The organism is Nocardioides sp., from assembly GCF_044226305.1.
Taxonomy (GTDB): Bacteria; Actinomycetota; Actinomycetes; order Propionibacteriales; family Nocardioidaceae; genus Nocardioides.
This window is the reverse complement of record NZ_JBGAHF010000008.1, coordinates 16,992-40,873: the sequence shown is the minus strand read 5'-3', so window position 1 is coordinate 40,873 and position 23,882 is coordinate 16,992. Positions and strand designations below refer to the sequence as shown.

The following is a 23,882-nucleotide window of genomic DNA, read 5'->3' as shown; positions in this document are numbered from 1 at the left end:
ATGGTCGGTCCCGCCACGGGGAGACGTCGCCGGTGGCGCTTGCGCCGGGGTGACCTCGGACGTGCCCTGCTCGGTCTCGTCGGCGCCACCGTCGGGTTCCTGCTCTCGTCCTGGTTGCTGCCGGACCTGCCGCTCAGCGGCTGGTTCCAGGCGTTCCTCGCCGCCGTGCTGGTGGCCGTCATCGGCGCGGCCCTGCGGGTGTTCCTGGTCGAGGGGGCGGTGCTGCTCGGCTGGGTGGGCGCCCTCCTGCTCGGCCTGCTCGGCCAGGCCGTCGCGGTCTGGGTGGTCCTCTACGCGCCCTACGGCCTCTCCGCCGCCGACCTGGTGACCGCCGTCCTCACGTCGTGGATCGTCGCGGTCGTCTCCACGTTCTTCGTGTGGATCGGCACCGCCGGGACCGACGACGCCGTGACCGCCACGCTGCTGCGGCGCGCGCACCGGAGGAGGACGACGATCCCCGACCCGGAGGTGCCGGGCATCGTGTTCGTCCAGATGGACGGCGTGCCCTACCCGGTGCTCGACTGGTGCGTGCGGGCCGGCACCCTGCCCACCCTGTCGCGCTGGGTCCGCTCCGGGACCCACCACGCGGTCGAGTGGCGCCCGAAGCTCCCGGCGACCACCCCGGCCAGCCAGATGGGCATCCTGCACGGCACCATCGACGGCATCCCGGCGTTCCGCTGGGTCGACCGGCCCTCCGGCAAGGTGTACGTCGCGAACCGTCCCGGCGACGCCGCCGCGATCGAGGCGATGCACTCCGACGGCCGGGGCCTGCTGGTCGACGACGGGGTCTCGGTGAGCAACCTGTTCACCGGGGACGCGCCGACGGCGTACGCGACGATGAGCGCGGTCGGGCGCAGCCAGGAGACCCGGGAGTCCCGGAGGTCCGTCTCCCGCTTCCTGGGCTCCCCGGCCGGCTTCACCCGCAGCTTCACCCGCGCGCTCAGCGAGATCTTCCGCGAGCGGTTCCAGTCGGCCCGGGCCACGCGGCGCGACATCCGGCCCCGCGTGCACCGCGGATGGGGCTTCACCATGGAGCGCGCCGCACTCACCGGCGTGGTCCGCGACCTCAACACCACCCTCGTCGCCGACGCGATGCTCCAGGGCCGGCGCAGCGTCTACGTCGACTACGTCGACTACGACGCGGTCGCGCACCACTGCGGGATCCTGCAGCCGGAGTCCCTCGACGCGCTCGCCGGCATCGACCGGGTGCTCGCCCAGATCGAGGCCGTCGCGGAGGTGGCGCCGCGGCGCTACCAGATCGTCGTGCTCTCCGACCACGGTCAGTCGCAGGGCGCGATCTTCGTCGACCGGTACGGCGAGGAGCTGGCCGAGCTGGTCGCCCGGCTGTCCCACGCGACGACCGTCGCGTCGCAGGGCAACGCCGAGGCCAGCGGGTCGCTGAACTCGATGGTCGCCGGCAACGCGAGCCACGACACCGTCCTGGGCCGGGCGCTCGGACGCGCCTCGAAGCGGATCACCGACGACAGCTTCGACACCGGGTCGACCTCGGGCGCGGAGCGGACGAGCACCCCCGACCACGAGGAGTTCCTGGTGTTCGGGTCCGGCAACCTCGGCCTGATCTACGTCGCCGGCGAGCACCACCGGCTGAGCAGGGACGAGCTCGACCAGCGGTACCCCGCGCTGCTCCCGGGGCTGGTCGCCCACCCCGGGATCGGCTTCGCGGTCGTCGACACCGCCGAGCACGGACCGGTCGCCTACGGCGCCGGGGGCGAGCACCGGGTCCGCGACGGAGTCGTCGTGGGCGAGGACCCGCTGGCGCCGTACGGCCCGCACGCACCGGAGTTCGTGCTGCGCGCAGCGACCATGGCCGAGGCGCCCGACATCTACGTCAACAGCCTCGTCGACGACCTCGACGAGGTGGCGGCCTTCGAGGGGCTCGTGGCCTGCCACGGCGGCCTCGGCGGGTGGCAGGATCGCGGGATGATCGTCCACCCCGTCGACCTCGAGATGCCCCGGGAGATGGTGGTCGGCGCCGACGCCCTGCACCGGGTGCTCGTCGGCTGGCTCGAGCAGTTCGGGCACCGCACCGGGCTCCCGGACGAGCTGCCCGGGGCGGGCGCCGGGGGCGCCGCGTGAGCGACACCGAGCGGCGGACCCGACGGTTCTTCGTGCAGGGTGGCGGGTTCTCGCGGCGACCCGTCGACGTCGCGATCGGCCTGCTCGGCGTCCTCATCATCGCCGTCAGCGCCCGCGAGGCGTCGAACGGCGTCGGGAGCCTCGACAGCGCCGTCCGTGAGGTCGCCGACGACCTGCCACGCTGGGTCACCGGGATCTTCGACGCCGCCTACTTCCTCGGCTTCGTCTACGCCGCCGCGGCGGTGGTGCTGACCCTCCTCACCTTCCCGCGACGAGGTCGGCTCCCGCTCACCCTGCTGCTCGCCGCGGCGGCCGCGGTCGTCGCCCTGCTCGCCGCCTCGTTCCTCGCCGGGGAGGGCTGGCCCGACGTCGACCCCTCCCCCGTGCGCTCGGCCAGCGAGTCCAGCTTCCCCGTGGTCCGGGTGGCGGTCTCCGCCGCGGTGCTGCTCGTCCTCCGCCCGTGGCTGGTGCTCGCCTACCGCCGGCTGAGCGTGGCCATCGTCGCCGTGCAGTGTGTCGCCGCCTGGGTCATCGGCATCGGCGGCCCCACCGACGTGGCCGGCGCCCTGGGCATCGGGCTGGCCGCCGCGGGGATCGCCCTCGTCGTGCTCGGCTCCCCGGCGGGCTATCCCGACCTGGCCGACGTCGCCCGGGCGCTCGACGGGGTCGGCGTGGCGGCCGGCGAGCTGCGGTTCGCCGAGCGCCAGCCGTGGGGCGTGCGCGAGGTCACGGCCGTCTCGCCCACGGCCGGCCCGCTCGTGGTCAAGGTCTACGGCCGCGACGCCAGCGACGCGCACCGCGCCGCCCGCTGGTGGCGCACGCTCGCCTACCGCGACCAGTCCGCCCCCGACGCGACCCGGCTGCAGCTGGTCGAGCACGAGGCGCTCGTGACCCTGCTGGCGGGGAAGGCGGGCGTCGCCGTCCCGGAGGTGCTGGCCGCGGGCTCGGTCGACGGGGACGCCGTGCTGGCGCTGACCGCCCCACCGCCGCCGCTCGACGAACGCGACGACCTCGACGACGAGACGTTGCGCGAGGTCTGGGCCGCGGTCGGACGTCTCCACCGGGCCGGGCTGGCGCACACGCTGCTCACCCTCCGGCGGGTCGGCCGGGCCGGCGACGGCTCCATCGTGGTCTCCGACTTCGCCGAGGGCCGGATCGCCGCCTCGGCCGCCGACCGCGGCCGTGAGGTCGCCACCCAGCTGACCGCCCAGGCCCTCCTCGTCGGAGCGGACCGGGCCGCGGACGCGGCGATCGCGGGCCTCGGCGCCGACGCCGTCGCCGCGGCCCTGCCCTACCTGCAGCGGGCGGCCCTGCCGCGCTCGCTGCGAGCCGCGGACGGCGTCAAGGCCGTCCTGCCGGAGATCGCCACCGCGATCACCGAGCGCACCGGGGTCGAGGCGCCGGCACCGGCACCGATCGCCCGGGTCAAGCTGCGCGACCTGGCGCAGGCCGGGCTGATCCTCTTCGCGGCCTACGCCCTGCTGTCCACGCTCGTCGGCATCGACTGGGCGACGGTCCTCGACACCTGGAAGAACGCGTCCTGGGGATGGGTGGCCGCGGGCCTCGTCGTCGCCCAGGCGACGTCGGTGGCCGACTCGGTCTCGACGATGTCGGCGGTCCCGAGCCGGCTGCCGCTGTGGCCGCTGGCGCAGATCCAGTACGCCATCAAGACCGTCGGGCTGGCGATCTCCGCCACCGTCGGGCGGGTCGCCCTCACGGCGTCGTTCATCCGTCGGTTCGGGGAGCCGCCCACCGTCGCGGTCAGCGCCGCCGCCCTCGACGCCTTCGCGGCGTCGGTGTGCAACGCGCTCGTCGTCGTGCTGGGGCTGCTGTTCGTCAACCGGGTCCCGAGCGTGTCGCTCACCGGTCCCGACGACCTCGACCAGCTCGTCCTGGTCCTGCTCGTCGTCCTGGTGGTCTCGGCCCTGGTCCTGGCCCTGGTCCGTCCGCTGCGCCGGAAGGTGGCCGAGGGGGTGCGCGCCCAGTGGGCCTCGCTGCGGATCGTCACCGCCAGCCCGTCCCGGGCGCTGCTGATGTTCGGCAGCAACCTGGTGTCGCTGCTGATCACCGGGCTCTGCCTGACCCTCATGGTCGAGGGCCTCTACCCCGGCCCCGGGTTCGCCGACTGCGTGTTCGTCGTCGGCGCGGCGGCCCTGTTCTCGGCGCTCATCCCGGTCCCCGGCAACGTGGGCGTCGCCGAGGCCGCGCTGACCGCCGGCCTGGTCGCGGTCGGCGTGCCGAGCGGGCCGGCGTTCGCGATCGCGGTCACCCAGCGGATCGCGACGTCGTACGGTCCGGACGTCTACGGCATCTGGGCGCTGCGCTGGCTGCGCAAGAAGGACTGGATCAGCTGACCCGGACAGCAGACCGCCCCCGGCGCGGACGCCGGGGGCGGTGCTGTCGGACGGGGTCGGTCACTCGTAGCGGATGACGCCCCGGATGTTCTTGCCGTCGCGCATGTCCTGGTAGCCCTGGTTGATCTCGTCGAGGGTGTACTCGGTGGTCACCATCTCGTCGAGCTTCAGCTTGCCGTCCATGTAGAGGTCGAGGAGCCGCGGGATGTCGTAGCGCGGGTTCGCGTTGCCGAAGATGCAGCCGACGAGCTCCTTGCGCATCATCGACATCTCGAACAGGTTGAGCTTCACGTCGTCGGCCATCATGTTCGCCACCGACGTGACGACGCCGCGACCGGCCTTCTTCACCAGGCTCATCATCGGGGCGATCAGGTCACCGGTCGCGAGGCCGACGGCGAGGATCGCCTTGTCGGCCATCATCCCGCCGGTCAGCTCGCTGATCACGGCCTGGGCGTCGGCCATGGACGCGGCCGTGTGGGTGGCGCCGAGGGTGAGCGCCTTCTCGCGCTTCCAGTCGACCGGGTCGACCGCGACCACGAACCGGGCTCCGGCCATCGAGGCGCCCTGCACCGCGCTCATCCCGATGCCGCCGAGGCCCATGACGGCCACGGTCTCGCCGGACTGCACGTCGGCGGCGTAGGTCGCCGAGCCCCAGCCGGTCGTCACGCCGCAGCCGACGAGGGCGGCCCGCTCGAGCGGGACGTCCTGGCGGATCTTCACCGCGCTGTCGACGTTGACGACGGTGTACGGCGAGAAGGTGCCGAGCCCGACCATGATGCCGAGGTCGCGGCCGTCCTTGGCGTGGTGGCGGTAGGAGAAGTCGCTGAGCTGCAGGCCGCTGAGGAGGAACGCGCCGAGGTCGCACAGGTGCTGGTGCCCGGTCGAGCAGGAGGGACACTTGCCGCACGAGGGGATGAAGCTGAAGACGACGTGGTCGCCGACCTCGAAGCCGGCCGTGTCGGGGCCGACCTCCTGGACGACGCCGGCACCCTCGTGCCCACCGATGATCGGGAACTGCTTGAGGCCGAAGGCCTCGGCGAGCTCCGGGTCGAGGACCATGTCCCCGGTCACCAGGTGCTCGTCGGAGTGGCACAGGCCGGAGGCCGCGAGCTTGACCAGGATCTCGCCCTTCTTGGGCGGGTCCAGGTCGATGTCCTCCACGCTCCAGTCGGTGTGCGGCTCCCACAGGATGGCGGCGCGAGTCTTCATCGGGTCTCCCTCAGGCAAGAAGTAGAACGTGTTCTCGGAGCAAACTAGCCCCCGAGGGGCCCGCCTGTCAGGTCCCTGGGGCAAAGTCGTCAGCCGAGGGCGAGACCGCCCGGCCCGAGCGTGCGCAGGTGGGCGACGAACCCGGGGTTGGTGAGCGCCCACGGCCCCCGGGCGGCCCGCACCAGCCCGATCGCCTCGTCGGGGGTCCGACCCTGGCGCACCAGGGCGGCGGCCACCACCAGGCCCGACCTGTTCAGCCCGCCGGAGCAGCGCACCAGCACCCGCCGGCCGTCCGCGAGCGCGGCCACGACCTGGGCGGCGAGCGCGTCGACCCGCGCGGCCAGGGCTGCGTCGACCCCGGCGTCGGCCATCCGGAGCACGACGTGCTCGACACCGTCCGCCGGCCCCGAGCCCTCGCGCACCGCCAGGCTCACGACCAGGTCGAACTCCGCGCCGACCACCCCCGCCGTACCCGCCTGCGACCGCACGTCGTGGCCGCCCTGCCAGAGCCCGGGCACCACCTCGCTCCAGGCCTCCTCGCACAGCGGCATCCGGGTGGCGCGTCCGGTGCCGCGACAGGCGGTGCAGTCGGCGATCGCGTCCGGCTCGGCGTAGCACGCGTGGCACAGCACGCCGCGATCCTCGCACCCGGGCGGGCCCGAGCGCCGTCGGGCCGCGGCCGGGCGCGCACGGCCGTGTCAGCGCCGGTCGGCCGGTCCCCGCGCGAGCCGCTCGAAGGCGTCGGTGAAGCCGGTCATGATCGTGCTCGCGTCGTGCACGAGCCCGGCGTCGGCGGCGAGCCCGACGAACACCTTGCTGTCGTAGCTGTAGATGGTCAGGCTCATCGCCTGGTCGGCCGCGGTCGGCGCCCAGCCGAGGATCGACTCGACCCGCTGCCCGGCGGCGTACAGCGGCACCTGCGGTCCCGGGACGTTGCTGAGCACGCCGACCGCGCGGTTCGCCAGGAGGTCGATGCTGGTCCGGTACAGACCCGTGCTCAGGCGCGAGATGAGCGCCTGGATGCCGAAGTCGACCATGGCCTCGTGCCCGCGCTTGATCCGCGCCATCCGCCCCCGGACCGTGCGGAGGGCCTCCTCGATGTCGTCGGTGTGGGTCGGCAGCTCCAGCTGCACCAGCGCGAAGCCGTTGCCGAGCACGACCGGCAGGTCGGGGTCGAAGGGCTGCAGGTTGACCGGGACGTCCCAGGTGACGCTGTGGCAGACCGTGCCGTGGGCGTCGAGGTAGGCCCGCAGCGAGTCCGCGACACAGGTGACGAGCACGTCGTTCACGGTCGCGCCGTGCTCGTGCGCGATCCGCTTGGTCTCGGCGAGCGAGAGCGGCTCGGACCACGAGATCACCTTGCGGTCGCCCACGTGCCCCGTCCACGCCGCGTTGTCGTTCCGCGTCCCGAGGACGAGCTTGCGGACCGTGTCCAGGTCGCCCGGTACTGCGGCCACCGCTCGGCCGCCCACCGCACCGACGGCGGCGCTCGTGAGGGAGACGACGCTGTGGGCGGCTCCGACCGGGTTCGTCAACGCGGTCCGCGCGAGCTGCCAGGACGTGCCGACCGCACCGGTGGCGAGCGCCACCACCCCGCTGGGGCGGGTCTCGGTCGGAGCGGCCGCGTCGGGGCGGTCGACCGGGGCGGGTGCAGCGGGCGTGCCGTCCGGGCTGGCGTCGAAGACGCTGAAGGTCAGCTGGACCATCCGGATGCCGTCCGCGATCGCGTGGTGACCGCGGAAGATCACGGCACTCCCTCCGCGGTACCCGTCGACCAGGATCGAGCACCACAGCGGCTCCCCAGGGTCGAGGGGGGCGACGCGCTGCTCGGCGAGGAGCGCCTGGAGCTCGGCGTCGCCACCCGGGGCGGGGAGCTCGACGCGCCGGTACCTCGCCTCGAGCTCGGCGCCCTCCTGCTCCTCCCACCACCACGTGCCGTCGTCGTCGCGCACCGCGACGCTGCGGAACACCGGGTACCGCTCCCACAGGCGCTCCCGCATGACCGCGAGGTAGCGGTCCCAGTCGATCGGCCCGTCGGTCCAGAAGACGCTGTCGACCACCATCAGGTTCCCGGGGGTGTCCATCTCCAGCCAGAGCGCGTCCTGCACGCCCAGTCGTTGCCGCCGGCCCGCGCTCGAGGCGTGCTGCTCCGTCGTCGTGCTCATGGCCTGATCCTGTCGCCGGCCGGACCGCGGCGGCAGGGGCGAACGTCATCTCCCTCCAGTCGAGTGGCCACAGCCCGATCCGGCGAATCGGCCGCAGGGTCCGGTCCGGGCGGGTCAGACTCGGACCACACACCCACGACGGCCTCGGGAGGCCCCATGACGTCGGACGCACCTGCCCCCGCACCGGTCGTGCTCGACACGGCCGCCGGCCCCGTCGAGCACGTCGACGTCGGCTCGGGTCCACCGGTGCTCTTCGTCCACGGGACCCCGGGCGGGTGCGACCAGGGCGCGCTGATGACCCGGTCGCTGGTCGACACCCACCGGGTCGTCGCGCTCTCGCGGCCGGGCTATCGCGGCACGGCGCTGACGGACGGCAACCGGACACCGGAGCAGCAGGCCGACCTGGCGGTGGCCCTGATGGACGCCCTGGGGATCGACCGCTTCCACGTCGCCTGCTGGTCCGGCGGCGGGCCGTCGAGCTACCTCCTCGCCGCCCGGCACGCGGACCGCGTCGCGTCCGTGGTCGCCCTCGCCGCCGTGAGCACGTCGTACCAGGTGGACCTGCGGCGGCGGGTCGCGCTGGCCGAGGAGAAGCTGCTGATGAACCGGTTCGGCAGCTGGCTGAGCGGCCGGCTCACCGACGGGGCGCCGAGGACGGCCGTGAAGATGCTGCTGTCCGGGGAGGGCGACCTGTCCCGCCAGCAGGTCAAGGAGCTCACCGGGCAGGTCCTCGCGGACGAGGAGCAACGCTCCTTCGCGCTCGGCCTGTTCGACACGATCACCGGGCCGCGGCGCGCGGGGTTCACCAACGACCTGGACCGGTACGCGTCGCTCGACCTCCCCCTCGAGGACGTCGCCGCCCCGGTCCTCCTGGTGCACGCCCGCGCCGACGCCGACGTCCCCCACGCGCACAGCGTCCACGCCCACGACCGACTGCCGGACTCACGGCTGGTCGACCTCGAGGGCGGCTCCCACGTCTCGGCCTGGCTCGGCCCGGACGCCGCCGACGTCCAGGCGGCGGTGCTCGAGCACCTCGGCGCACACGGGACCTGAGCCGGTCGGCGCGCGGGCGCCGGAGGACGTGCCAGGTGAGGGCTTTCGACCCGGTTGCCGGGGCGCCGCGAGTGTGAGCATCGGTACGTGAAGCGCCTGCACGGGCACGAGGACGTGCTGTTCTTCGTCGCGTCGACCCTGCTCCTCGCCATCGGCGGCGGCGCCTGGCTGCTCGGCGCCCAGGACCCCGCGACCCAGTGCTGGACGGTCGCCACGGTCCTCGGCCTCGGCGCGTCGGTCGCCTGGACGGTGGCGGCGGTACGACGGCACGAGCTCACGGTCGACGTCATCGCGGTCCTCGCCCTGGTGGGCGCGCTCGCGGTCGGCGAGGCCTTCGCCGGCGCCATGATCACCGTGATGCTCGCCTCGGGTCGGCTGCTCGAGGCCCGGGCCGAGGCCCGGGCCCGCCGGGAGCTCGGTCTGCTGCTCGAGCGGTCACCCCGCACCGCGCTCCGCCGGGTCGCGAGCGGGGTCGTCGAGGTCCCGGTGGACGAGGTCGTGCGCGGCGACCGGCTGCTCGTCGGCACGGGGTCGCTGGTCCCCGTCGACGGTCGGCTCCTCGAGGACGCCCTCCTCGACGAGTCCGCACTGACCGGCGAGCCGCTGCCCGTGGAACGACCCGCCGGCGAGGACGTCCGCAGCGGCGTCGTCAACGCGGGAGCCCCCGTCGACCTGGTCGCCACCGCCGTCGCGGCCGAGTCCACCTACGCCGGGCTGGTGCGCCTGGTGGAGCAGGCCCAGGCGCAGTCGGCGCCGTTCGTCCGGATCGCCGACCGGCTCGCGGTCCTGTTCGTCCCGATGACGCTGCTCCTGGCGGGCGGCGCGTGGGCGCTCAGCGGCGACCCGGTGCGCGCCGTCGCCGTGCTCGTCGTGGCGACGCCGTGCCCCCTGCTGCTCGCTGCCCCGATCGCCTTCATCTCCGGCCTGTCCCGGGCGGCCCGCGTCGGCGTGGTCATCAAGGGCGGCGGTGCGCTGGAGCGGCTGGCCGCCGGCCGGGTGATGCTCTTCGACAAGACCGGCACCCTCACCCAGGGCCGGCCGGTCCTGGTCGACGTGGTCACCGCCGGGCCGGAGGTGGACCCCGACGAGATGCTGCGGCTGGCGGCGTCCCTGGACCAGGTGTCGCCCCACGTGCTCGCCAGCTCGATCGTCACCGCGGCGAGCCGCCAGGGGCTGACGCTGGAGATGCCGGACGACGTGGTCGAGGAGCACGGGTACGGCCTCAGCGGCCGGGTCGGCCCCCACGAGGTCAGGCTCGGGAAGGCGGCCTGGATCGTCCCCGGACCGACACCCGGATGGGTCCGGCAGGCCCGGCGGCGCGCGAGCCTGGACGGTTCGCTCACCGTCTTCGTGGCGGTCGACGGCCGGCCCGCCGGGGTGTTCCTGCTCGAGGACGTGATCCGACCCGACGCGCCGCGGATGGTGCGCGGGCTCCGGAACGCCGGGATCCAGCGCGTGGTGCTGGTGACCGGCGACCGCGCCGACGTGGCGGAGATGGTCGGGCGGGTCGTGGGCACGGACGCGGTCCTGGCCGACTGCGACCCGGCCGACAAGCTGGCCGCGATCCAGACGGAGAGCAGCCGAGCCGCCACGATCATGGTCGGCGACGGCGTGAACGACGCACCGGCGCTGGCCGCCGCGGGGGTCGGTGTCGCCCTCGCGTCGCGGGGCGCGACGGCGTCCTCCGAGGCCGCGGACGTCGTCCTGGTCGTGGACCGGGTGGACGCGCTCGCCGACGCGATCTTGATCGCCCAGCGCTCGCGGCGCATCGCCCGGCAGGCCGTCCTGGTGGGCATGGGCCTCTCGCTGGTGGCGATGGGGGTGGCCGCGGCCGGTCTCCTACCCCCGGCGGCGGGCGCCGTGCTGCAGGAGGTCATCGACGTGCTGGCGATCGGGCTCGCCCTGCGCGCGGTCCTCCCCGGAGCGGAGCACACCGTGACCATGGCGGCCGCCGACGTCGAGCTCGCGCGCCGGCTGAAGGTGGAGCACGACGCCACCCTCGGCGTCGTCGAGCAGCTCCGGGCGGTGGCCGACGGCCTGTCCACGCAGGACCGCGACCTGGCCCCGGTGCGCGAGCTGATGGATCGGCTGGAGCGCGACCTGCTGCCGCACGAGCGCGCCGACGAGGAGCTCCTGGTCCCCCTGGTGTCCCGCGCCCTCGGCGGGGACGCGGCGACCGTGGCGCTCAGCCGCACCCACGCCGAGATCGAGCACCAGGCGAGCCGGCTCCGGCGGCTGCTCGCCGAGCTCGACGACGACGCCCAGCCCGAGGACGTCATCGAGCTGCGGCGGCTCCTCTACGGCCTGTACGGCGTGCTCCGGCTCCACAACGCCCAGGAGGAGGAGGGCGCGTTCAGCCTGCTCCCCACGGTCCCCGACCTCGCCGGGAGCAGCAGAGGCCGCCTGCCGCCGGAGCGGTAGACGGCCTCTGGCCTGCGGTCACTCGGTCGGGCTGACAGGATTTGAACCTGCGACCCCTTGACCCCCAGTCAAGTGCGCTACCAAGCTGCGCCACAGCCCGAGTGGTCCCTCGCGGAACCGCGTGAACCCTACCGCAGCCACGAGGCCCGGACTGAATCGGGTGGGCCGGTCAGCCCATCGACTTCTGGCCGTCGATCGTCTCGCGCAGGATGTCGGCGTGCCCGGCGTGCTGGGAGGTCTCGGCGAGGATGTGCACGAACACGCGCCGGGCCGACCAGCTCGCGCCCGGCTCGAACCAGGGCGCCGCGGGCAGCGGCTGCCGGGCATCGAGGTCCACGGTGCGCACCAGCTCGTCGGTGGCGGCGGCGACCTCGTCGTACGCCGCGAGCAGCCCGGCGAGGGTCTCGTGCTCGAGCATGACGAAGCCCTCCTGGTGCTGGCGGACCGCCTCGGGCGGGTTGCTCCAGTCGATGTCCGCCCAGTCGACGTCGGGCTGGGGCGCCGGCCCGTCGACGACGAAGTCGGCCCAGTTCTTCTCGACCGCCGTCACGTGCTTGATCAACCCGCCCAGCGACAGGGCGCTCACGGTCGGCCGGGACCTGGCGGCGTCGTCGGAGAGGTCCCGGACGGTGAACCGGAACAGGTCGCGGTGGTGGTGGAGGGCGTCGAGCAGGTCCTGGCGCTCGCCGGTGCCCGGCGTGGCCGTCGGTGAGGTGGTCATGGGACCACGCTAGGGGCCGCCGCCGACAGGTCGGCCCTCAGCGCGACCCGACCTGGCCCGAGTCGTCGGAGACCTTGAGGGAGGAGGTGTCGACGGCGACGAACTCCGACGCGGGGATGCTCTTGAGCTCCTCGATGAGCGAAGCGGGCCAGCGCGCGTTCTGCTCACCCTGGAAGTACCACGGCGAGCCGTTGTCGGCGAGCACGAGGCCGTAGGTCTTCATCGCCTCGATGACGGCGACGGCGTGCTGGGAGTAGCCGTCCTCGGAGAACCCGGCGCGCAGCCGGAACCGTGCGCCCATGGGCGGGTAGGCGAGGCCGTCCTGCGAGCCCGCGTCGTGGCGCGCCGGCCAGAGGTGGTGGTTGCTGGTGACGTCCGTGGTGAACCGGATCGCGTGGTCGACGTCCCCGGCCTTGACCTCGTTCCAGCGCAGCAGGCCCGTCAGGATCGCCAGCCCCGCGGCGTCGGCCGACGTCCAGCCGTCGGGGCGCAGGTCGTTCGAGCCCAGCGACCAGACGGCGCCGGACCCGGCGACCCAGTGCCCGCGCCGGACCCGGGTGTTCCACGTCTCGTAGAGCCGGCAGCTGCCCTTGTCGACGACGATCGCGTGCTTGTCGCCCGACGAGCCACGGCCACCCTCGATCCGGGTGTCCGCGCCCAGCGGGTAGCGCACCCGGTCGCTCTCGGAGGCGTAGTCGAAGCGGACCCGCACCTTCGGGTGCGACGACGCCACGACGGTGATCGGGATGCCGTAGTTCGGGCCGTCGCCGAAGGACGGGCCGAAGTCGGGGTGCAGGTCGACGCCGGTCGACATGTGGGAGAGCCACTGCTCACTGCGGTCGTGCACCGGCAGCCCGCTGACGTCGGCATGCCACCAGTTGTCGCTCGGGAAGGTCGGACAGCTGGTGCCGGCGACCGGCTTCGCGCCCTGCTCGGCGCCCGGACCGGCGACCGGACCGGGGAGCTCGGGCACGGTGGCCGCGGAGGGACCGAGCACGGTCGTCCCGAGCACCGCCGCTCCGGCCACGGCCACCAGTCGCCTCATGGCCTGACGGTACTACCGCTTGCGCTTCTCGCGCGGCCGCTGCTGGAGCACGATCGGGGTGCCGACGAACCCGAACTCCTCGCGCAGCCGGCGCTCGATGAACCGCTCGTACGACGCGTCCAGCTTGCCGCTGGTGAACAGGATGAACATCGGCGGCCGGGTGGACGCCTGCGTGCCGAACAGGATCCGGGGCTGCTTGCCCCCGCGCACCGGGTGCGGGTGCTCGGCGACCAGCCGGCCCAGGAAGCCGTTGAGCGCGCCGGTGGAGATCCGGGTCTCCCAGCCCTCGAGGGCCCGGTCCAGCGCCGGCAGCAGCCGGTCGACGTGCCAGCCGGTGCGGGCGGTGATGTTGATCCGCGGCGCCCACTGGACCTGGACGAGCTCGCGCTCGATCTCGCGCTCGAGGTAGTGGCGGCGCTCCTCGTCGACGAGGTCCCACTTGTTGAACGCGATCACCAGGGCGCGTCCGGCCTCGCGGACGGTCTGGATGATGCGGACGTCCTGCTCGGAGATGCTCTGCCCGCCGTCGACGACGAGGACGGCGACCTCGGCGCGGTCGATCGCGGTCGCGGTGCGCAGCGAGGCGTAGTACTCGTGCCCGGAGGCCTCCTTGACCCGCTTGCGGATGCCGGCGGTGTCGATGAACCGCCAGGTACGGCCACCGAGCTCGACGAGCTCGTCGACGGGGTCGACCGTGGTGCCGGCGACGTTGTCGACGACGACCCGCTCCTCCCCCGCCAGCTTGTTCAGCAGCGAGGACTTGCCGACGTTCGGCTTGCCGACGATCGCGATCCGGCGCGGACCGCCGGCCTCCGGCTCCCGCTCGGGCGGCGGCTCGGGCAGCGCGGCCAGGACCGCGTCCAGCAGGTCGCCGGACCCGCGGCCGTGCAGCGCCGAGACCGAGTACGGCTCCCCCAGGCCGAGGTTCCACAGGCCGTACGCCTCCGCCTCGGTGCGCTGGTCGTCGACCTTGTTGGCCGCCAGCACGACGGGCTTGCCGGACTTGCGGAGGATCCGGACCACGGCCTCGTCGGCGTCGGTGATGCCGACCGTGGCGTCGACGACGAAGAGCACCGCGTCGGCGAGGCTGACCGCGATCTCGGCCTGGGCGGCGATCCGCTCGGCGAGCCCGCGGGCGTCGGGGTCCCAACCACCGGTGTCGACGACCGTGAAGGCGCGGCCGCTCCAGAGGGCGTCGTAGGACACCCGGTCCCGGGTGACGCCCGGGACGTCCTCCACGACCGCCTCGCGGCGGCCGATGAAGCGGTTGACGAGCGTGGACTTGCCGACGTTCGGTCGGCCGACGACAGCCAGGACCGGGACGGGGCCGGTGCTCTCGGGCTGCTCGTCGGTGGCAGGCTCGAGCTCGGTCATGGTGCTCCTCGGTCGGTGACCCCGGTGTCGGGGTCGGGGTCTACGTCGGTCGACGGCAGCGGACCGGGAAGCTCTCTCCCCGTCGACGCGCGCGCCCGGTCCAGCTGGACCAGCATGTGCTCTCGTAGCAACAACGAAGTCTTCTCCACTTGTTCCCTGGTGCGGGGCCAGGGCACCGGGTCGGTGCGCCAGACCTCGCCGAACACCAGGTCGATCCGGGCCCCGCGTCGCGGCAGGGACCCGCTCGCGCCCCCCGGCTCGCGGCTCCCCAGCGTCGTGACGGGTACGACGGGCGCCCCGGACACCAGCGCCAGGTAGGCCGCGCCGCGGTGGAACCGGGCGAGGTCGCCCGCGCCGCGGCTGCCCTCGGGGTAGATGCCGATCGCCCGTCCGTCGCGCAGGGCGCGCAGGCAGGTGCGGACCGCGGCCGGATCGGGGTTGTAGCGGTCCAGCGGGATCTGCCCGGAGTGCCAGAGGAACCGGCCCAGGAAGCCCTTGAACATCTCCCGCTTGGTCAGCGCGTGCGCCGGGCGCGGCGCGAAGATCGCCAGCACCGGGCCGTCGATGACGCCCACGTGGTTGGACGCGTAGATCACCGGGCCCGAGGTCGGGACGTGGTGCACGTCGTGCACCCGGACGTCGTACCGGCGCCGGATCACGAAGCGCGCCACCGGTCGCAACGGGTGCAGGAGGTAGCGCGGCGCCGGCTTGACCCGGTCGCTCCGCGGTGGGTCGAGGTGGTGCGCCGGGACGCGGCTCACGTGCGCGCTCCGGCGTCCTCGACGAGGGCGACCACCTGGGCGATCACCTCGGCCAGGGTGTGGTCGGTGGTGTCGATGTGCACCGCGCCGTCGGCCATCGTCAGGGGCGCGGTCGCCCGGCCGGAGTCGATCTGGTCCCGCGCGAGCAGCGAGGCGCGGGTCACCTCGACGTCGCGCCCGCCCTCCTCCGCGGTGCGGCGCTCGGCCCGCGCCGCCGGGTCGGCGCTGAGGTAGACCTTGACCGGTGCGTCCGGGACGACGACCGAACCGATGTCCCGGCCCTCGACGACGATCCCGCCGTCGGCCGCGATGACCTCGCGCTGGAGGGCGAGGAGCCGGGCGCGGACCTCGGGGACGGCGCTCACCGGCGACACGGCGGCGTTCACGTCCTCCTGGCGGATCGCCACGGCGACGTCGGTCCCGTCCACGGCGATCGTCGGGGCGGTCGGGTCGGTCCCGGAGACGATCTCGGGCTCCCCCGCCCGGGCCGCGACGGCGGCGGGGTCGTGGACGTCGACGCCCTGGCGCAGCATCCACCAGGTCATGGCGCGGAACATCGCTCCGGTGTCGAGGTAGCGCAGGCCCAACCGCTCCGCGACACCGCGGGAGGTGCTGGACTTGCCGGAACCCGAGGTCCCGTCGACGGCGACGACGAGGGGGCTGCTCACGGGCGTGAAGCCTACCGGTGCGTCACCCATCCCCGGGACTCCAGAGAGCCCAGGAGGTGCTCGGCCCGGCTCTCCTCGACCAGGAGCTCGACGAGACCGACCGGACGACCGGGGTCGTGGTCGATGTGGACGTCCTCGATGTTGACCCCGCTCGCGCCCGCGTCGGCGAACAGCCGGGCCAGCTCGCCGGGGTGGTCGGGCACCGACACGAACACCGAGCGGGTGGGCGGCAGCGGGGCGCCGTGCTTGCCGGGGATCGCCCGGGTGCCGGCGACACCCTCGCGGAGCAGGGCCTCCAGCCCGCCCCGGTCCGCCGTCGCGACGACGTCGATCAGGGTCTCGAGCTGGGTCCGCACCTCCCCCAGCAGGGCGAGGACCGCGTCCGCGTTGGCGGTGACGATCTGGCCGTAGAGCACCGGGTCGCCGGCCGCCACCCGCGTCACGTCGCGCACGCCCTGGCCGGTGAGCGCGAGGTGCCCGCTCGGCGCCTCCGCGAGCCGCGCCGCGACCAGCGACGCCAGCAGGTGCGGGACGTGGGAGGTGCGGGCGACGGCGCGGTCGTGCTCGGCCGGCGAGAGCCGCACGGGTACGGCGCCGCAGACGGCCACGAGCGCCTCGACCAGCGCGACGGCGTCGGCCGCGGAGCCCTCGTGCGGCGTGATCGCCCACGGTCGCCCGTCGAACAGCGCGGCGCTGCCCGCCAGCGGCCCCGAGCGCTCGCTGCCGGCCATCGGGTGGCTGCCGACGTACCGCTCCGCCCCGGGGCGGCCGACCACGGCGGCCAACGGGCCGGTCTTGACGCTGCCGACGTCGGTCACGACGGCGTCGGTGCCCTCGAGGGCCCGCACGATCTCGGCGCCGAGGTGGTCGGGCGGGACGGCGACGACGACCAGCTGCGGGCGGTCACCGGCCCGCCGGGCGCGGCCGGCGCCGAGGCCGGAGGCCGTGCGCACGTGCTCGGGCGAGGTGTCGGAGAGCAGCACCTCGAGCCCGGCCCGGCGGCAGGCGAGCCCGATCGACGTGCCGAGCAGACCGGCGCCGACCACCTCGACCGGCCCGCTGAGCTCACTCACCGCGGGGCTCACTCATCGTCGGGCACCGCCCGGACCCGGGTCAGGTCCCGGCGCAGCGCCGCGGCACCGTGCAGGTAGACGTGCGTGATGTCGGCGCGGGGCAGCTCGGTCTCGACGTGGGCCATCATCCGGACCACGCGAGGCATCGACCCGTCGATCTCGAGCTCGCGGGCGCAGATGAGCGGCACGTCGCCGAAGCCGAGCCGGCGGGCGGCGTACGCCGGGAACTCCGAGTGCAGGTCGGAGGTGGCGGTGAAGATCACCGAGATGAAGTCGTCGACCTCGAGCCCGTTGGCGCTCATCACGCCGCTGACCATCTCCGCGACCCGCTCCAGCATGTGGTCGCGCACGTCCTCGTCGAGCTGGGTCGCTCCCCGCACTGCCCTGACTGCCACGGACCACAGGCTATCGAGGCGGCGCCGGCCGGACCGGCGGGCGTCCGGTGGTCGAGCTCGTCGAGACCCCAGGAGGTGCGCAGGGCGGCGGCCCCCGACCGCTACGACGGCTGGTAGCTCCCGAACGACCAGTGGTTGCCCTCCGGGTCGATGACGCTGCCCCCGCGGCCGCCGTAGTCCTGGTCCACCATCTCCAGCTGGACGGTCGCGCCCGCCTCGACGGCGCGCCGGAAGACGTCGTCGGGGTCGTCGGTGACCAGGTACGCCGCCGAGCCACCGACGTTCGTCACCGCACCGCCGGGGCGCAGGCTGCCGAACATCAGCCCGCCGCCGCCCGGCCACAGCCACTCGGCATGGACGACGACGCCGGGGTCGGCGTCGTCGCGGTAGGTCGCGTGCTCGACGAAGCCGATCGCCGAGAGCCAGGCGATCATCGCGTCGGCGTCGCGGAAGGACATCGTGTGCCAGAGCCGGATCTGCGCTGCGTCGGTCATGGGGTCACCCTCCCTCGACCGTGGTGCCGAGGTCTTGGAGGAACGGGAACTCCTCGCGCAGCCAGGTCGACGGCGGGCAGCCCGCCAGCGCCACCCACTCGCGGGTCAGGTGCGACTGGTCGGCGTACCCGCACCGGTGGGCGACGTCGGCGAGCGGCACCCGGCCGACCAGGGCACGCGATGCCTGGAAGCGGCCGATCCGCTGCACCTGCTTGGGCGCGATCCCGCACTCCGCGCGCACCAGGGAGCCGAGGTGCCGGCGGCTGTAGCCGACCTCGTCGGCCACCGCGGCCACGGACGCGCCGCGCGTGAGCCGGGCCAGGGCGTGGCCGACCTCCGCGCGCGGCTCCGGGGCGTCGTGCTGCGCGAGCGCCTCGACCAGCGCCTGCTCGACGAGGTCCACCCACCCGGCCCGCGGCGTCGCGTGGAGGCGCTCGGGGAGGTGCCGCAGGGCCGGGGCGACGTCGTCGAGCTCGAGCAGCAGGCCCGCCAGCTCGGCCGCCGGCAGCCCGAGGAGGGCGCGGGCGCCGGTCGTCGTGAGGGCGAGCTGCACGCCGGCCTGGTGGCCGTCGTGGTGGATCTCGGCCGGGTGCGCGTGGAGGCCGGAGAGCGTCGACCAGCGCTGCTCCCGCGACCCCGGCCGGTCCTGCCAGCCGACGTCGAGCGGCTCGCCGACCGGCAGCACGAAGGTGACCGTCGTCGATGGCAGGCCCCGGTGCACGCCGGGCCCACCGAGGTCGACGTCGTAGGCGACCACGGAGGCGACGTACGGCGCCAGCGCTCCCCGCATGCCCCGACGGTACGCCGTCAGGCGGCTGCGGCGTCCAGCACGAAGATCCGCAGCCGGCGGCCGGTGATCCGGCCCTGGTACTTGCGGTAGCCGGCGTACAGCGACTCGGCCCGGGTCAGGATCTCCTCGAACTCCGCGCCCTCAACGGGGCGGGCGACCGCGGTCGCGGTCCGGTCGCGGTAGTGCAGCCGCGCGTGGGGGTCGGCCTCGAGGTTGAGCACCCAGGTCGGGGTCGATGCCTGGCCGAAGTTGGTGCCGAGCAGCGCCAGGGAGCCGTGGTGGGGCACGGCGATCAGGTGCGCGGTGCGCGGCTGGCCGGACTTCCGGCCGGTGGTCGTCACGTCGACGACCGGGAGCCCCGCGAGGACGCTCGGGACCGTGTGGCGCCCCTTCGTCAGCCGCTGCACCACCGTGTCGACCGGCGGCAGGATCTTGGCGAACAACCAGGCCCCGGGACGGCTCGCGCCCAGGGCCTGCATCGCGCGCTGGACGGCGTTGGGCCGCCGGAACTCGTACGACAGCTCGTCGGCGAGGCTCATGGCCGCACGCTAGCGGTGGCCGCGGCAGCAGGCGGCGAAACGGGCGAAGCGGTCGCACCGGTCCGGGCCTGCGGCGAGCGCGGCGGCCTGCGCCGAAAAAGGCCGCGACGTACGCCTGCGCGTGGGAGCAGCATGTCCGTGTGCCGCTCACGATCTCCGTGCTCGCCGACCGGCCCGACCTCGTCGGGCCGCTGTGGGACATGCCCACCTCGTGGCCGGAGTTCATGCGCCACGACCCGATCGGCGGACTGTTCTACAACAACCTCGAGACGCGGTTCCCGGAGTTCGTCCTCGTCGCCCAGGACGAGGCGGGCGAGGTCGTCGCGGCCGCGTACTCCGTCCCGTTCCTCCTGGGCGGCCACCCCCTGCCCGACCACGGGTGGGACTGCGTGATCCGCAACGGACTTCTCACCAGCATCCACGGGGACGCCCCGGACGCGATCTCCGCGGTCGAGATCGCGGTCCGACCCGACCGCCAGGGCACGGGCCTCTCCGGGCGGATGCTCACGGCGATGCGGGAGAACGCCGCCCGGCACGGGTTCGCCGAGCTCGCCGCACCGGTCCGCCCGAACGCGAAGGAGGACCCCCACGAGCCGATGTCGACGTACGCCTTCAGGGTGCGCGCCGACGGGCTCCCGGTCGACCCCTGGCTGCGGGTGCACGTCCGGGCCGGCGGCCGGATCGAGAAGGTGGCCCCGCGCTCGATGGTGGTGCCGGGGACGCTCGAGGAGTGGCGGGAGTGGACCGGGCTGCCGTTCGACGTGACCGGCCCGGTCGTCGTCCCCCGGGCGCTCGCTCCCGTGCACTGCGACGCCGAGCACGGGGTCGCGGTGTACGTCGAGCCGAACGTCTGGGTCGTGCACCGCACCGGAGCCTGAGCGACCGCGGTTAGCTGGTCGGTCAGAGCTGGCTGACGTCGAGCAGCTCGCCGAGCTCGGCGAGCGTGAGGTCGCGCATCTCCCCCACCGCCAGGGTGCCGAGCTGGACCGGGCCGATCGCGGTACGGGTCAGCCGGCGGACCGGGTGCCCCACGTGGTCGAGCAGCCGCCGGACGATGCGGTTGCGGCCCTCGTGGATCACCAGCTCGACGATCGACTTCGTCGGGGTCGCCTGCACGATCCGCGCCCGCCGCACGGTGACCGGACCGTCCTCGAGGGTCACGCCCTCGAGGAGCTGCTTGACGGTGCGCCGGAACACCTCGCCCTCGACCTCGGCGACGTAGGTCTTGTCCACCTCGTACGACGGGTGCGCCATCCGCTGCGCGAAGTCGCCGTCGTTGGTCAGCAGGATGAGCCCGGAGGTGTCGGTGTCGAGGCGGCCGACGTGGAAGAGCCGTTCGGGGCGGTCAGCGACCAGGTCGCCGAGGTTCCTGCGGTCCTCGGGGTCCGACATGGTGGACACGACCCCGCGGGGCTTGTTCAGCACCAGGTAGACCTTCTCCGAGATCGGCGGCAGCCGCTTGCCGTCCACCCGGACCACCGCGGTCCGGGGGTCGACCTTGGTGCCGAGCCGGGTGACGACCTCGCCGTCGACCTCGACCAGCCCGCCGAGCATCAGCTCCTCGCACTTGCGCCGGGAGGCGACGCCCGACTGGGCGAGGAGCTTCTGGAGGCGGACCAGCCCGTCCTCGTCGGTCTCGATCTCCGGGCGGGCGTCCCGCGGGATGCTCACGTGGGCTCGGTCCCGCCGTCGGGCTCGGTGCCGTCGCCGCTGTGCGGCGAGTGCGGGTGCCCCGGATCGGGCGCCGGCTCGGGCCCCGGCTCGGGCGTCGACTCGGTGGCGACCGGGGTGGCCACCATCTCGGCGAGCTCGTCCTCGAGGTCGTCCATGTCCGGGAGGTACGGCGCCAGCTCGGGCAGCTCGTCGAGCGAGGTGACCCCGATCCGCTCGAGGAAGTAGCCGGTGGTGCGGTAGAGGTTGGCCCCGGTGGCGTGGTCGTGGCCCGCCTCCTCCACCAGGCCCCGGTTGAGCAGCGTCCGCATCACGCCGTCGACGTTCACGCCGCGGATCGCCGAGACCCGGGCGCGGGAGACCGGCTGCTTGTAGGCGACCACCGCGAGCGTCTCCAGGGCCGCCTGGGTGAGCCGGGCCTGCTGGCCGTCGAGCACGAAGCCCTCGACGACCGCGGCGTACTCGTCGCGGGTGTAGTAGCGCCAGCCGCCGCCGACGTTGCGCAGGTCGAAGCCCCGGCCCTGCTCGGTGTACTCCGCGGCCAGGGCGTCCAGCGCGGCGGTCACCTCCGGGACCGGGTAACCGACCGCGGTCGCGAGCGTGACCGCCTCCAGCGGCTGGTCCGCGACCATCAGCACCGCCTCGAGCGCGGGTCGCAGCGCCGCCACCGGCACGGCGAGCGTCTCGTCAGCCGTCGGCGTCATCGACTCCGTCATCGGTTCCGTCCTCGACTCGGTCATCGGTCCCTCCCTGCGCAGGTGCGGGCTCCGCCTCGGGCGGGGCGCCGTCGAACTCGTCGGTGATCAGGTCGTCCACGTCCGCGTCCTCCGAGCCGGTCCAGCGGATCGTGAGCTCCCCGAGCGGGCTGACCTGGTCGAATGCGACCGCACCCTCCCGGAACAGCTCGAGCAGCGACAGGAACCGCGCCACCGTCGTGAGCCGGTCCGGCGAGTCGCCGCACAGGGCGCGGAAGGTCATCGTGCCCTGCCGCTGCAGGCGCTCGACCACCAGGGCGGCCTGCTCGCGCACGCTGACCTTCGCCGCGTGGATGTGGTGCAGCGAGACCTCGAGCACCGGCTTGGGCTCGAGCGCCTTGGCCGCGAGCTGGGCGAACTGCTCCAGGCCGATGCCGATGAGCACCTCGGGCAGCAGGCCGGCGTACCGCTCCTCGAGGCCGACGGCCCGCGGGTGCCGCCGCGACTCCGTGGCCAGCCGCTGCTCGAGGAACCCGGCGACGTGCTTGAAGGCCTTGTACTGCAGCAGCCGGGCGAAGAGCAGGTCGCGGGCCTCGAGCAGCGCGAGGTCCTCCTCGTCCTCCACGTCGCCCTGCGGCAGCAGCCGGGCGGCCTTGAGGTCGAGCAGGGTGGAGGCCACGAGGAGGAACGACGTGGTCTGCTCCAGCTCCCAAGTCGGTCCGGCCGCCTTGACGTGCGCGATGAACTCGTCGGTGACCTTCGACAGCGCGATCTCGGTGATGTCCAGCTTGTGCTTGGCGATCAGGTTGAGCAGCAGGTCGAAGGGGCCCTCGAAGTTGTCCAGGCGCACCTCGAACCCCGGGGCGGCGGCCTCCGTCGGCGAGACGTCGGGCTGGGCGGTCATTCCTCGGTCAATCGTCGCACCAGCGCGCTGTCGTCACCGTGGGTCTCGAAGTCCGCGAGCACCATCGCGACCGCCTCGCGCACCAGCCGGCCGCGGTCGACCGCGAGGCCGTGCGACCGGCGCAGCACCAGCCGGGCGTGCTCGAGGTCGAGCAGCTCGTCGGAGGTGACGTAGACCGTCATCTTCTCGTCGTGCCGCACCCGGCCGCTCGGCTTGCGGTCCTTGCCTGGGCCCTGGTCCGGGCCCTGGTCCGGCTCCTCCGCCGCGCTCTCGGGCGCAGGCGCCGGGGCGGCGGCCGGGGCGGTCGGACGGAACAGGTCGTCGGCAGCGGGAAGGCTCACCCGTCGAGACAACGAGCCAGCACCTCCTTGGCCAGCTGGCGGTAGGCCTCGGCCCCGGCCGACGCCGACGCGTACGTCGTGATCGGCTCGCCGGCGACGGTCGAGTCGGAGAACTTCACGGTGCGCCGGATGACGGTGTGGAACACCAGGTCGCCCCACGCCTGGACCAGCCGCTCCATGACCTCGCGGCTGTGCAGCGTGCGGCCGTCGTACATGGTCCCCAGCACGCCGTCGATCTCGAGCCGCGGGTTCAGCCGCTCCTGCACCTTGTCGATGGTCGTCTTCAGCAGGGCCACGCCGCGCAGGGCGAAGTACTCGCACTCCAGCGGCACGATCACGCCGTCGCTGGCGGTGAGCGCGTTCACCGTGAGCAGGCCGAGCGAGGGCTGGCAGTCGATGAGGATGACGTCGTACTCGGCGATCGCCGGGGCGAGCACCCGCTGCAGCGTCTGCTCGCGGGCCACCTCGTGCACGAGCTGCACCTCGGCCGCCGACAGGTCGATGTTGGAGGGCAGCAGGTCCATGCCCGGCACGCCGCTGGGCACCACGACGTCCTCGAGGACCACGTCGCGCTCCATGAGCAGGTTGTAGACGGTCAGGTCCATCTCGTGCGGGTTGAGGCCGAGGCCCACCGACAGCGAGCCCTGCGGGTCGAAGTCGACCAGCAGCACCTTGCGGCCGTACTCGGCCAGCGACGCCCCGAGGTTGATCGTCGTCGTGGTCTTGCCGACGCCGCCCTTCTGGTTGCACATGGCGACCACCCGGGCGGGCCCGTGCTCGGTGAGGACCCGGGGCTCGGGAAGGTCGGGCATCGGGCGACCGGTCGGGCCGAGCGGGCGCTCGGCCGCGGGTCGCTCGACGGGCCGCTCGAAGGGCAGGGCGTCAGCCACGTGGTCTCCGGCTTCGGGGAAGGGTGCGTCGGTGGACGGTCGATCGGGGGACGGGTTGGGTGGGACGGGGGTGCGCACGAAGGGTGGCACCTGGCTCGCGGCGCTCCCGCTGGACGTGGCTCCTCCGTAGGTGCCGCCTGCGCTCATCCCCACGCTCCTCCCGGTAGGTCGTCCACATGTCGACTCGACGACATGTGTCCGACTCGCGGGCGACTCTAGGTG

23 protein-coding genes and 1 tRNA gene are annotated in these 23,882 nt (G+C 73.9%); 5 read left to right on the top strand and 19 right to left on the bottom strand.

Annotation, left to right across the window (positions count from 1 at the left end; genetic code table 11):
- A complete protein-coding gene (locus tag ACILQ5_RS10155) occupies positions 1–2,097 on the top strand; it encodes an alkaline phosphatase family protein (RefSeq protein WP_395657879.1) in 2,097 nt (698 codons plus the stop codon).
- A complete protein-coding gene (locus tag ACILQ5_RS10150) occupies positions 2,094–4,451 on the top strand; it encodes a lysylphosphatidylglycerol synthase domain-containing protein (RefSeq protein ID WP_395657878.1) in 2,358 nt (785 codons plus the stop codon). The genes ACILQ5_RS10155 and ACILQ5_RS10150 overlap by 4 nt, the downstream gene beginning before the upstream one ends.
- A gap of 60 nt (positions 4,452–4,511) precedes the next feature.
- Here the strand turns inward: ACILQ5_RS10150 and ACILQ5_RS10145 are convergent, their stop codons facing one another.
- From ACILQ5_RS10145 to ACILQ5_RS10135, 3 genes are all read right to left on the bottom strand, one after another.
- Complete coding sequence (locus tag ACILQ5_RS10145) at positions 4,512–5,660, bottom strand: NDMA-dependent alcohol dehydrogenase (RefSeq protein ID WP_395657877.1); 1,149 nt, start codon at positions 5,658–5,660, stop codon at positions 4,512–4,514.
- An 89-nt stretch (positions 5,661–5,749) separates the two neighbouring features.
- Positions 5,750–6,292, bottom strand: coding sequence for a dual specificity protein phosphatase family protein (locus ACILQ5_RS10140; protein WP_395657876.1), 543 nt, complete (start codon positions 6,290–6,292; stop codon positions 5,750–5,752).
- A 66-nt stretch (positions 6,293–6,358) separates the two neighbouring features.
- Entirely contained in the window at positions 6,359–7,825 is a 1,467-nt protein-coding gene (locus ACILQ5_RS10135; protein ID WP_395657875.1) for a WS/DGAT domain-containing protein, read from the bottom strand.
- Between the two features lie 156 nt (positions 7,826–7,981).
- On the opposite strand from ACILQ5_RS10135, the gene ACILQ5_RS10130 reads away from it, so the two are divergent.
- Positions 7,982–8,878 carry an alpha/beta fold hydrolase gene (locus ACILQ5_RS10130; protein WP_395657874.1) on the top strand — a complete coding sequence of 299 codons (897 nt, stop codon included), beginning with the start codon at positions 7,982–7,984 and terminating at the stop codon, positions 8,876–8,878.
- An 87-nt stretch (positions 8,879–8,965) separates the two neighbouring features.
- Positions 8,966–11,299, top strand: coding sequence for a heavy metal translocating P-type ATPase (locus ACILQ5_RS10125; RefSeq protein WP_395657873.1), 2,334 nt, complete (start codon positions 8,966–8,968; stop codon positions 11,297–11,299).
- Between the two features lie 26 nt (positions 11,300–11,325).
- Here the strand turns inward: ACILQ5_RS10125 and ACILQ5_RS10120 are convergent.
- The 11 genes from ACILQ5_RS10120 to ACILQ5_RS10070 all read right to left on the bottom strand — a co-directional run bounded on the left by ACILQ5_RS10120 (position 11,326) and on the right by ACILQ5_RS10070 (position 19,159).
- A tRNA-Pro gene (locus tag ACILQ5_RS10120) sits at positions 11,326–11,399 on the bottom strand.
- 69 nt (positions 11,400–11,468) lie between these two features.
- The gene (locus tag ACILQ5_RS10115) at positions 11,469–12,020 is read right to left on the bottom strand and encodes a DinB family protein (RefSeq protein WP_395657872.1); all 552 of its coding nucleotides are present in this window, start codon (positions 12,018–12,020) and stop codon (positions 11,469–11,471) included.
- A 37-nt stretch (positions 12,021–12,057) separates the two neighbouring features.
- Complete coding sequence (locus tag ACILQ5_RS10110) at positions 12,058–13,065, bottom strand: hypothetical protein (protein ID WP_395657871.1); 1,008 nt, start codon at positions 13,063–13,065, stop codon at positions 12,058–12,060.
- A 12-nt stretch (positions 13,066–13,077) separates the two neighbouring features.
- On the bottom strand, positions 13,078–14,439 hold the full coding sequence (der, locus tag ACILQ5_RS10105; protein WP_395657870.1) for a ribosome biogenesis GTPase Der: 1,362 nt from the start codon (positions 14,437–14,439) through the stop codon (positions 13,078–13,080).
- Positions 14,436–15,200, bottom strand: coding sequence for a lysophospholipid acyltransferase family protein (locus tag ACILQ5_RS10100; protein ID WP_395657869.1), 765 nt, complete (start codon positions 15,198–15,200; stop codon positions 14,436–14,438). The genes der and ACILQ5_RS10100 overlap by 4 nt, the downstream gene beginning before the upstream one ends.
- Complete coding sequence (gene cmk / locus ACILQ5_RS10095) at positions 15,197–15,868, bottom strand: (d)CMP kinase (protein WP_395657868.1); 672 nt, start codon at positions 15,866–15,868, stop codon at positions 15,197–15,199. The genes ACILQ5_RS10100 and cmk overlap by 4 nt, the downstream gene beginning before the upstream one ends.
- Positions 15,869–15,879: 11 nt before the next feature.
- The gene (locus tag ACILQ5_RS10090; RefSeq protein WP_395657867.1) at positions 15,880–16,941 is read right to left on the bottom strand and encodes a prephenate dehydrogenase; all 1,062 of its coding nucleotides are present in this window, start codon (positions 16,939–16,941) and stop codon (positions 15,880–15,882) included.
- 8 nt (positions 16,942–16,949) lie between these two features.
- Entirely contained in the window at positions 16,950–17,336 is a 387-nt protein-coding gene (gene aroH / locus ACILQ5_RS10085) for a chorismate mutase (RefSeq protein ID WP_395657866.1), read from the bottom strand.
- Positions 17,337–17,437: 101 nt separating this feature from the next.
- Entirely contained in the window at positions 17,438–17,830 is a 393-nt protein-coding gene (locus ACILQ5_RS10080) for a VOC family protein (RefSeq protein ID WP_395657865.1), read from the bottom strand.
- A 4-nt stretch (positions 17,831–17,834) separates the two neighbouring features.
- On the bottom strand, positions 17,835–18,620 hold the full coding sequence (locus ACILQ5_RS10075) for a helix-turn-helix domain-containing protein (protein WP_395657864.1): 786 nt from the start codon (positions 18,618–18,620) through the stop codon (positions 17,835–17,837).
- Between the two features lie 17 nt (positions 18,621–18,637).
- Positions 18,638–19,159, bottom strand: coding sequence for a nitroreductase family deazaflavin-dependent oxidoreductase (locus ACILQ5_RS10070; protein WP_395657863.1), 522 nt, complete (start codon positions 19,157–19,159; stop codon positions 18,638–18,640).
- 140 nt (positions 19,160–19,299) lie between these two features.
- Between ACILQ5_RS10070 and ACILQ5_RS10065 the strand changes: the two genes are divergently transcribed.
- Positions 19,300–20,037, top strand: coding sequence for an N-acetyltransferase (locus ACILQ5_RS10065; protein WP_395657862.1), 738 nt, complete (start codon positions 19,300–19,302; stop codon positions 20,035–20,037).
- A 22-nt stretch (positions 20,038–20,059) separates the two neighbouring features.
- Here the strand turns inward: ACILQ5_RS10065 and ACILQ5_RS10060 are convergent, their stop codons facing one another.
- The 5 genes from ACILQ5_RS10060 to ACILQ5_RS10040 are packed head-to-tail and all read right to left on the bottom strand — an operon-like array spanning position 20,060 to position 23,660.
- Positions 20,060–20,830, bottom strand: a complete 771-nt coding sequence (locus ACILQ5_RS10060; RefSeq protein ID WP_395657861.1) for a pseudouridine synthase — start codon at positions 20,828–20,830, stop codon at positions 20,060–20,062.
- Positions 20,827–21,546 (bottom strand): SMC-Scp complex subunit ScpB, encoded by a 720-nt coding sequence (gene scpB, locus ACILQ5_RS10055; RefSeq protein WP_395657860.1) that lies wholly within the window; start codon positions 21,544–21,546, stop codon positions 20,827–20,829. The genes ACILQ5_RS10060 and scpB overlap by 4 nt, the downstream gene beginning before the upstream one ends.
- Complete coding sequence (locus ACILQ5_RS10050; protein ID WP_395657859.1) at positions 21,518–22,429, bottom strand: segregation and condensation protein A; 912 nt, start codon at positions 22,427–22,429, stop codon at positions 21,518–21,520. The genes scpB and ACILQ5_RS10050 overlap by 29 nt, the downstream gene beginning before the upstream one ends.
- Positions 22,426–22,770: a hypothetical protein gene (locus ACILQ5_RS10045; protein ID WP_395657858.1), complete on the bottom strand. Its 345-nt coding sequence runs from the start codon at positions 22,768–22,770 to the stop codon at positions 22,426–22,428. Before ACILQ5_RS10045 ends, ACILQ5_RS10050 begins: the two co-directional genes overlap by 4 nt.
- Positions 22,767–23,660 carry a ParA family protein gene (locus ACILQ5_RS10040; protein ID WP_395657857.1) on the bottom strand — a complete coding sequence of 298 codons (894 nt, stop codon included), beginning with the start codon at positions 23,658–23,660 and terminating at the stop codon, positions 22,767–22,769. Before ACILQ5_RS10040 ends, ACILQ5_RS10045 begins: the two co-directional genes overlap by 4 nt.
- Between the last annotated feature and the right edge of the window lie 222 nt (positions 23,661–23,882).

Coding starts and splice junctions, on each gene's coding strand:
- ACILQ5_RS10135 (WP_395657875.1), bottom strand. CDS start 7,825: ATGAGCACGACGACGGAGCAGCACGCCTCGAGCGCGGGCCGGCGGCAA.
- scpB (WP_395657860.1), bottom strand. CDS start 21,546: ATGACGGAGTCGATGACGCCGACGGCTGACGAGACGCTCGCCGTGCCG.
- ACILQ5_RS10070 (WP_395657863.1), bottom strand. CDS start 19,159: ATGAGCCTCGCCGACGAGCTGTCGTACGAGTTCCGGCGGCCCAACGCC.
- ACILQ5_RS10130 (WP_395657874.1), top strand. CDS start 7,982: ATGACGTCGGACGCACCTGCCCCCGCACCGGTCGTGCTCGACACGGCC.
- ACILQ5_RS10115 (WP_395657872.1), bottom strand. CDS start 12,020: ATGACCACCTCACCGACGGCCACGCCGGGCACCGGCGAGCGCCAGGAC.
- ACILQ5_RS10155 (WP_395657879.1), top strand. CDS start 1: ATGGTCGGTCCCGCCACGGGGAGACGTCGCCGGTGGCGCTTGCGCCGG.
- ACILQ5_RS10075 (WP_395657864.1), bottom strand. CDS start 18,620: ATGCGGGGAGCGCTGGCGCCGTACGTCGCCTCCGTGGTCGCCTACGAC.
- der (WP_395657870.1), bottom strand. CDS start 14,439: ATGACCGAGCTCGAGCCTGCCACCGACGAGCAGCCCGAGAGCACCGGC.
- ACILQ5_RS10145 (WP_395657877.1), bottom strand. CDS start 5,660: ATGAAGACTCGCGCCGCCATCCTGTGGGAGCCGCACACCGACTGGAGC.
- ACILQ5_RS10050 (WP_395657859.1), bottom strand. CDS start 22,429: ATGACCGCCCAGCCCGACGTCTCGCCGACGGAGGCCGCCGCCCCGGGG.
- ACILQ5_RS10110 (WP_395657871.1), bottom strand. CDS start 13,065: ATGAGGCGACTGGTGGCCGTGGCCGGAGCGGCGGTGCTCGGGACGACC.
- ACILQ5_RS10080 (WP_395657865.1), bottom strand. CDS start 17,830: ATGACCGACGCAGCGCAGATCCGGCTCTGGCACACGATGTCCTTCCGC.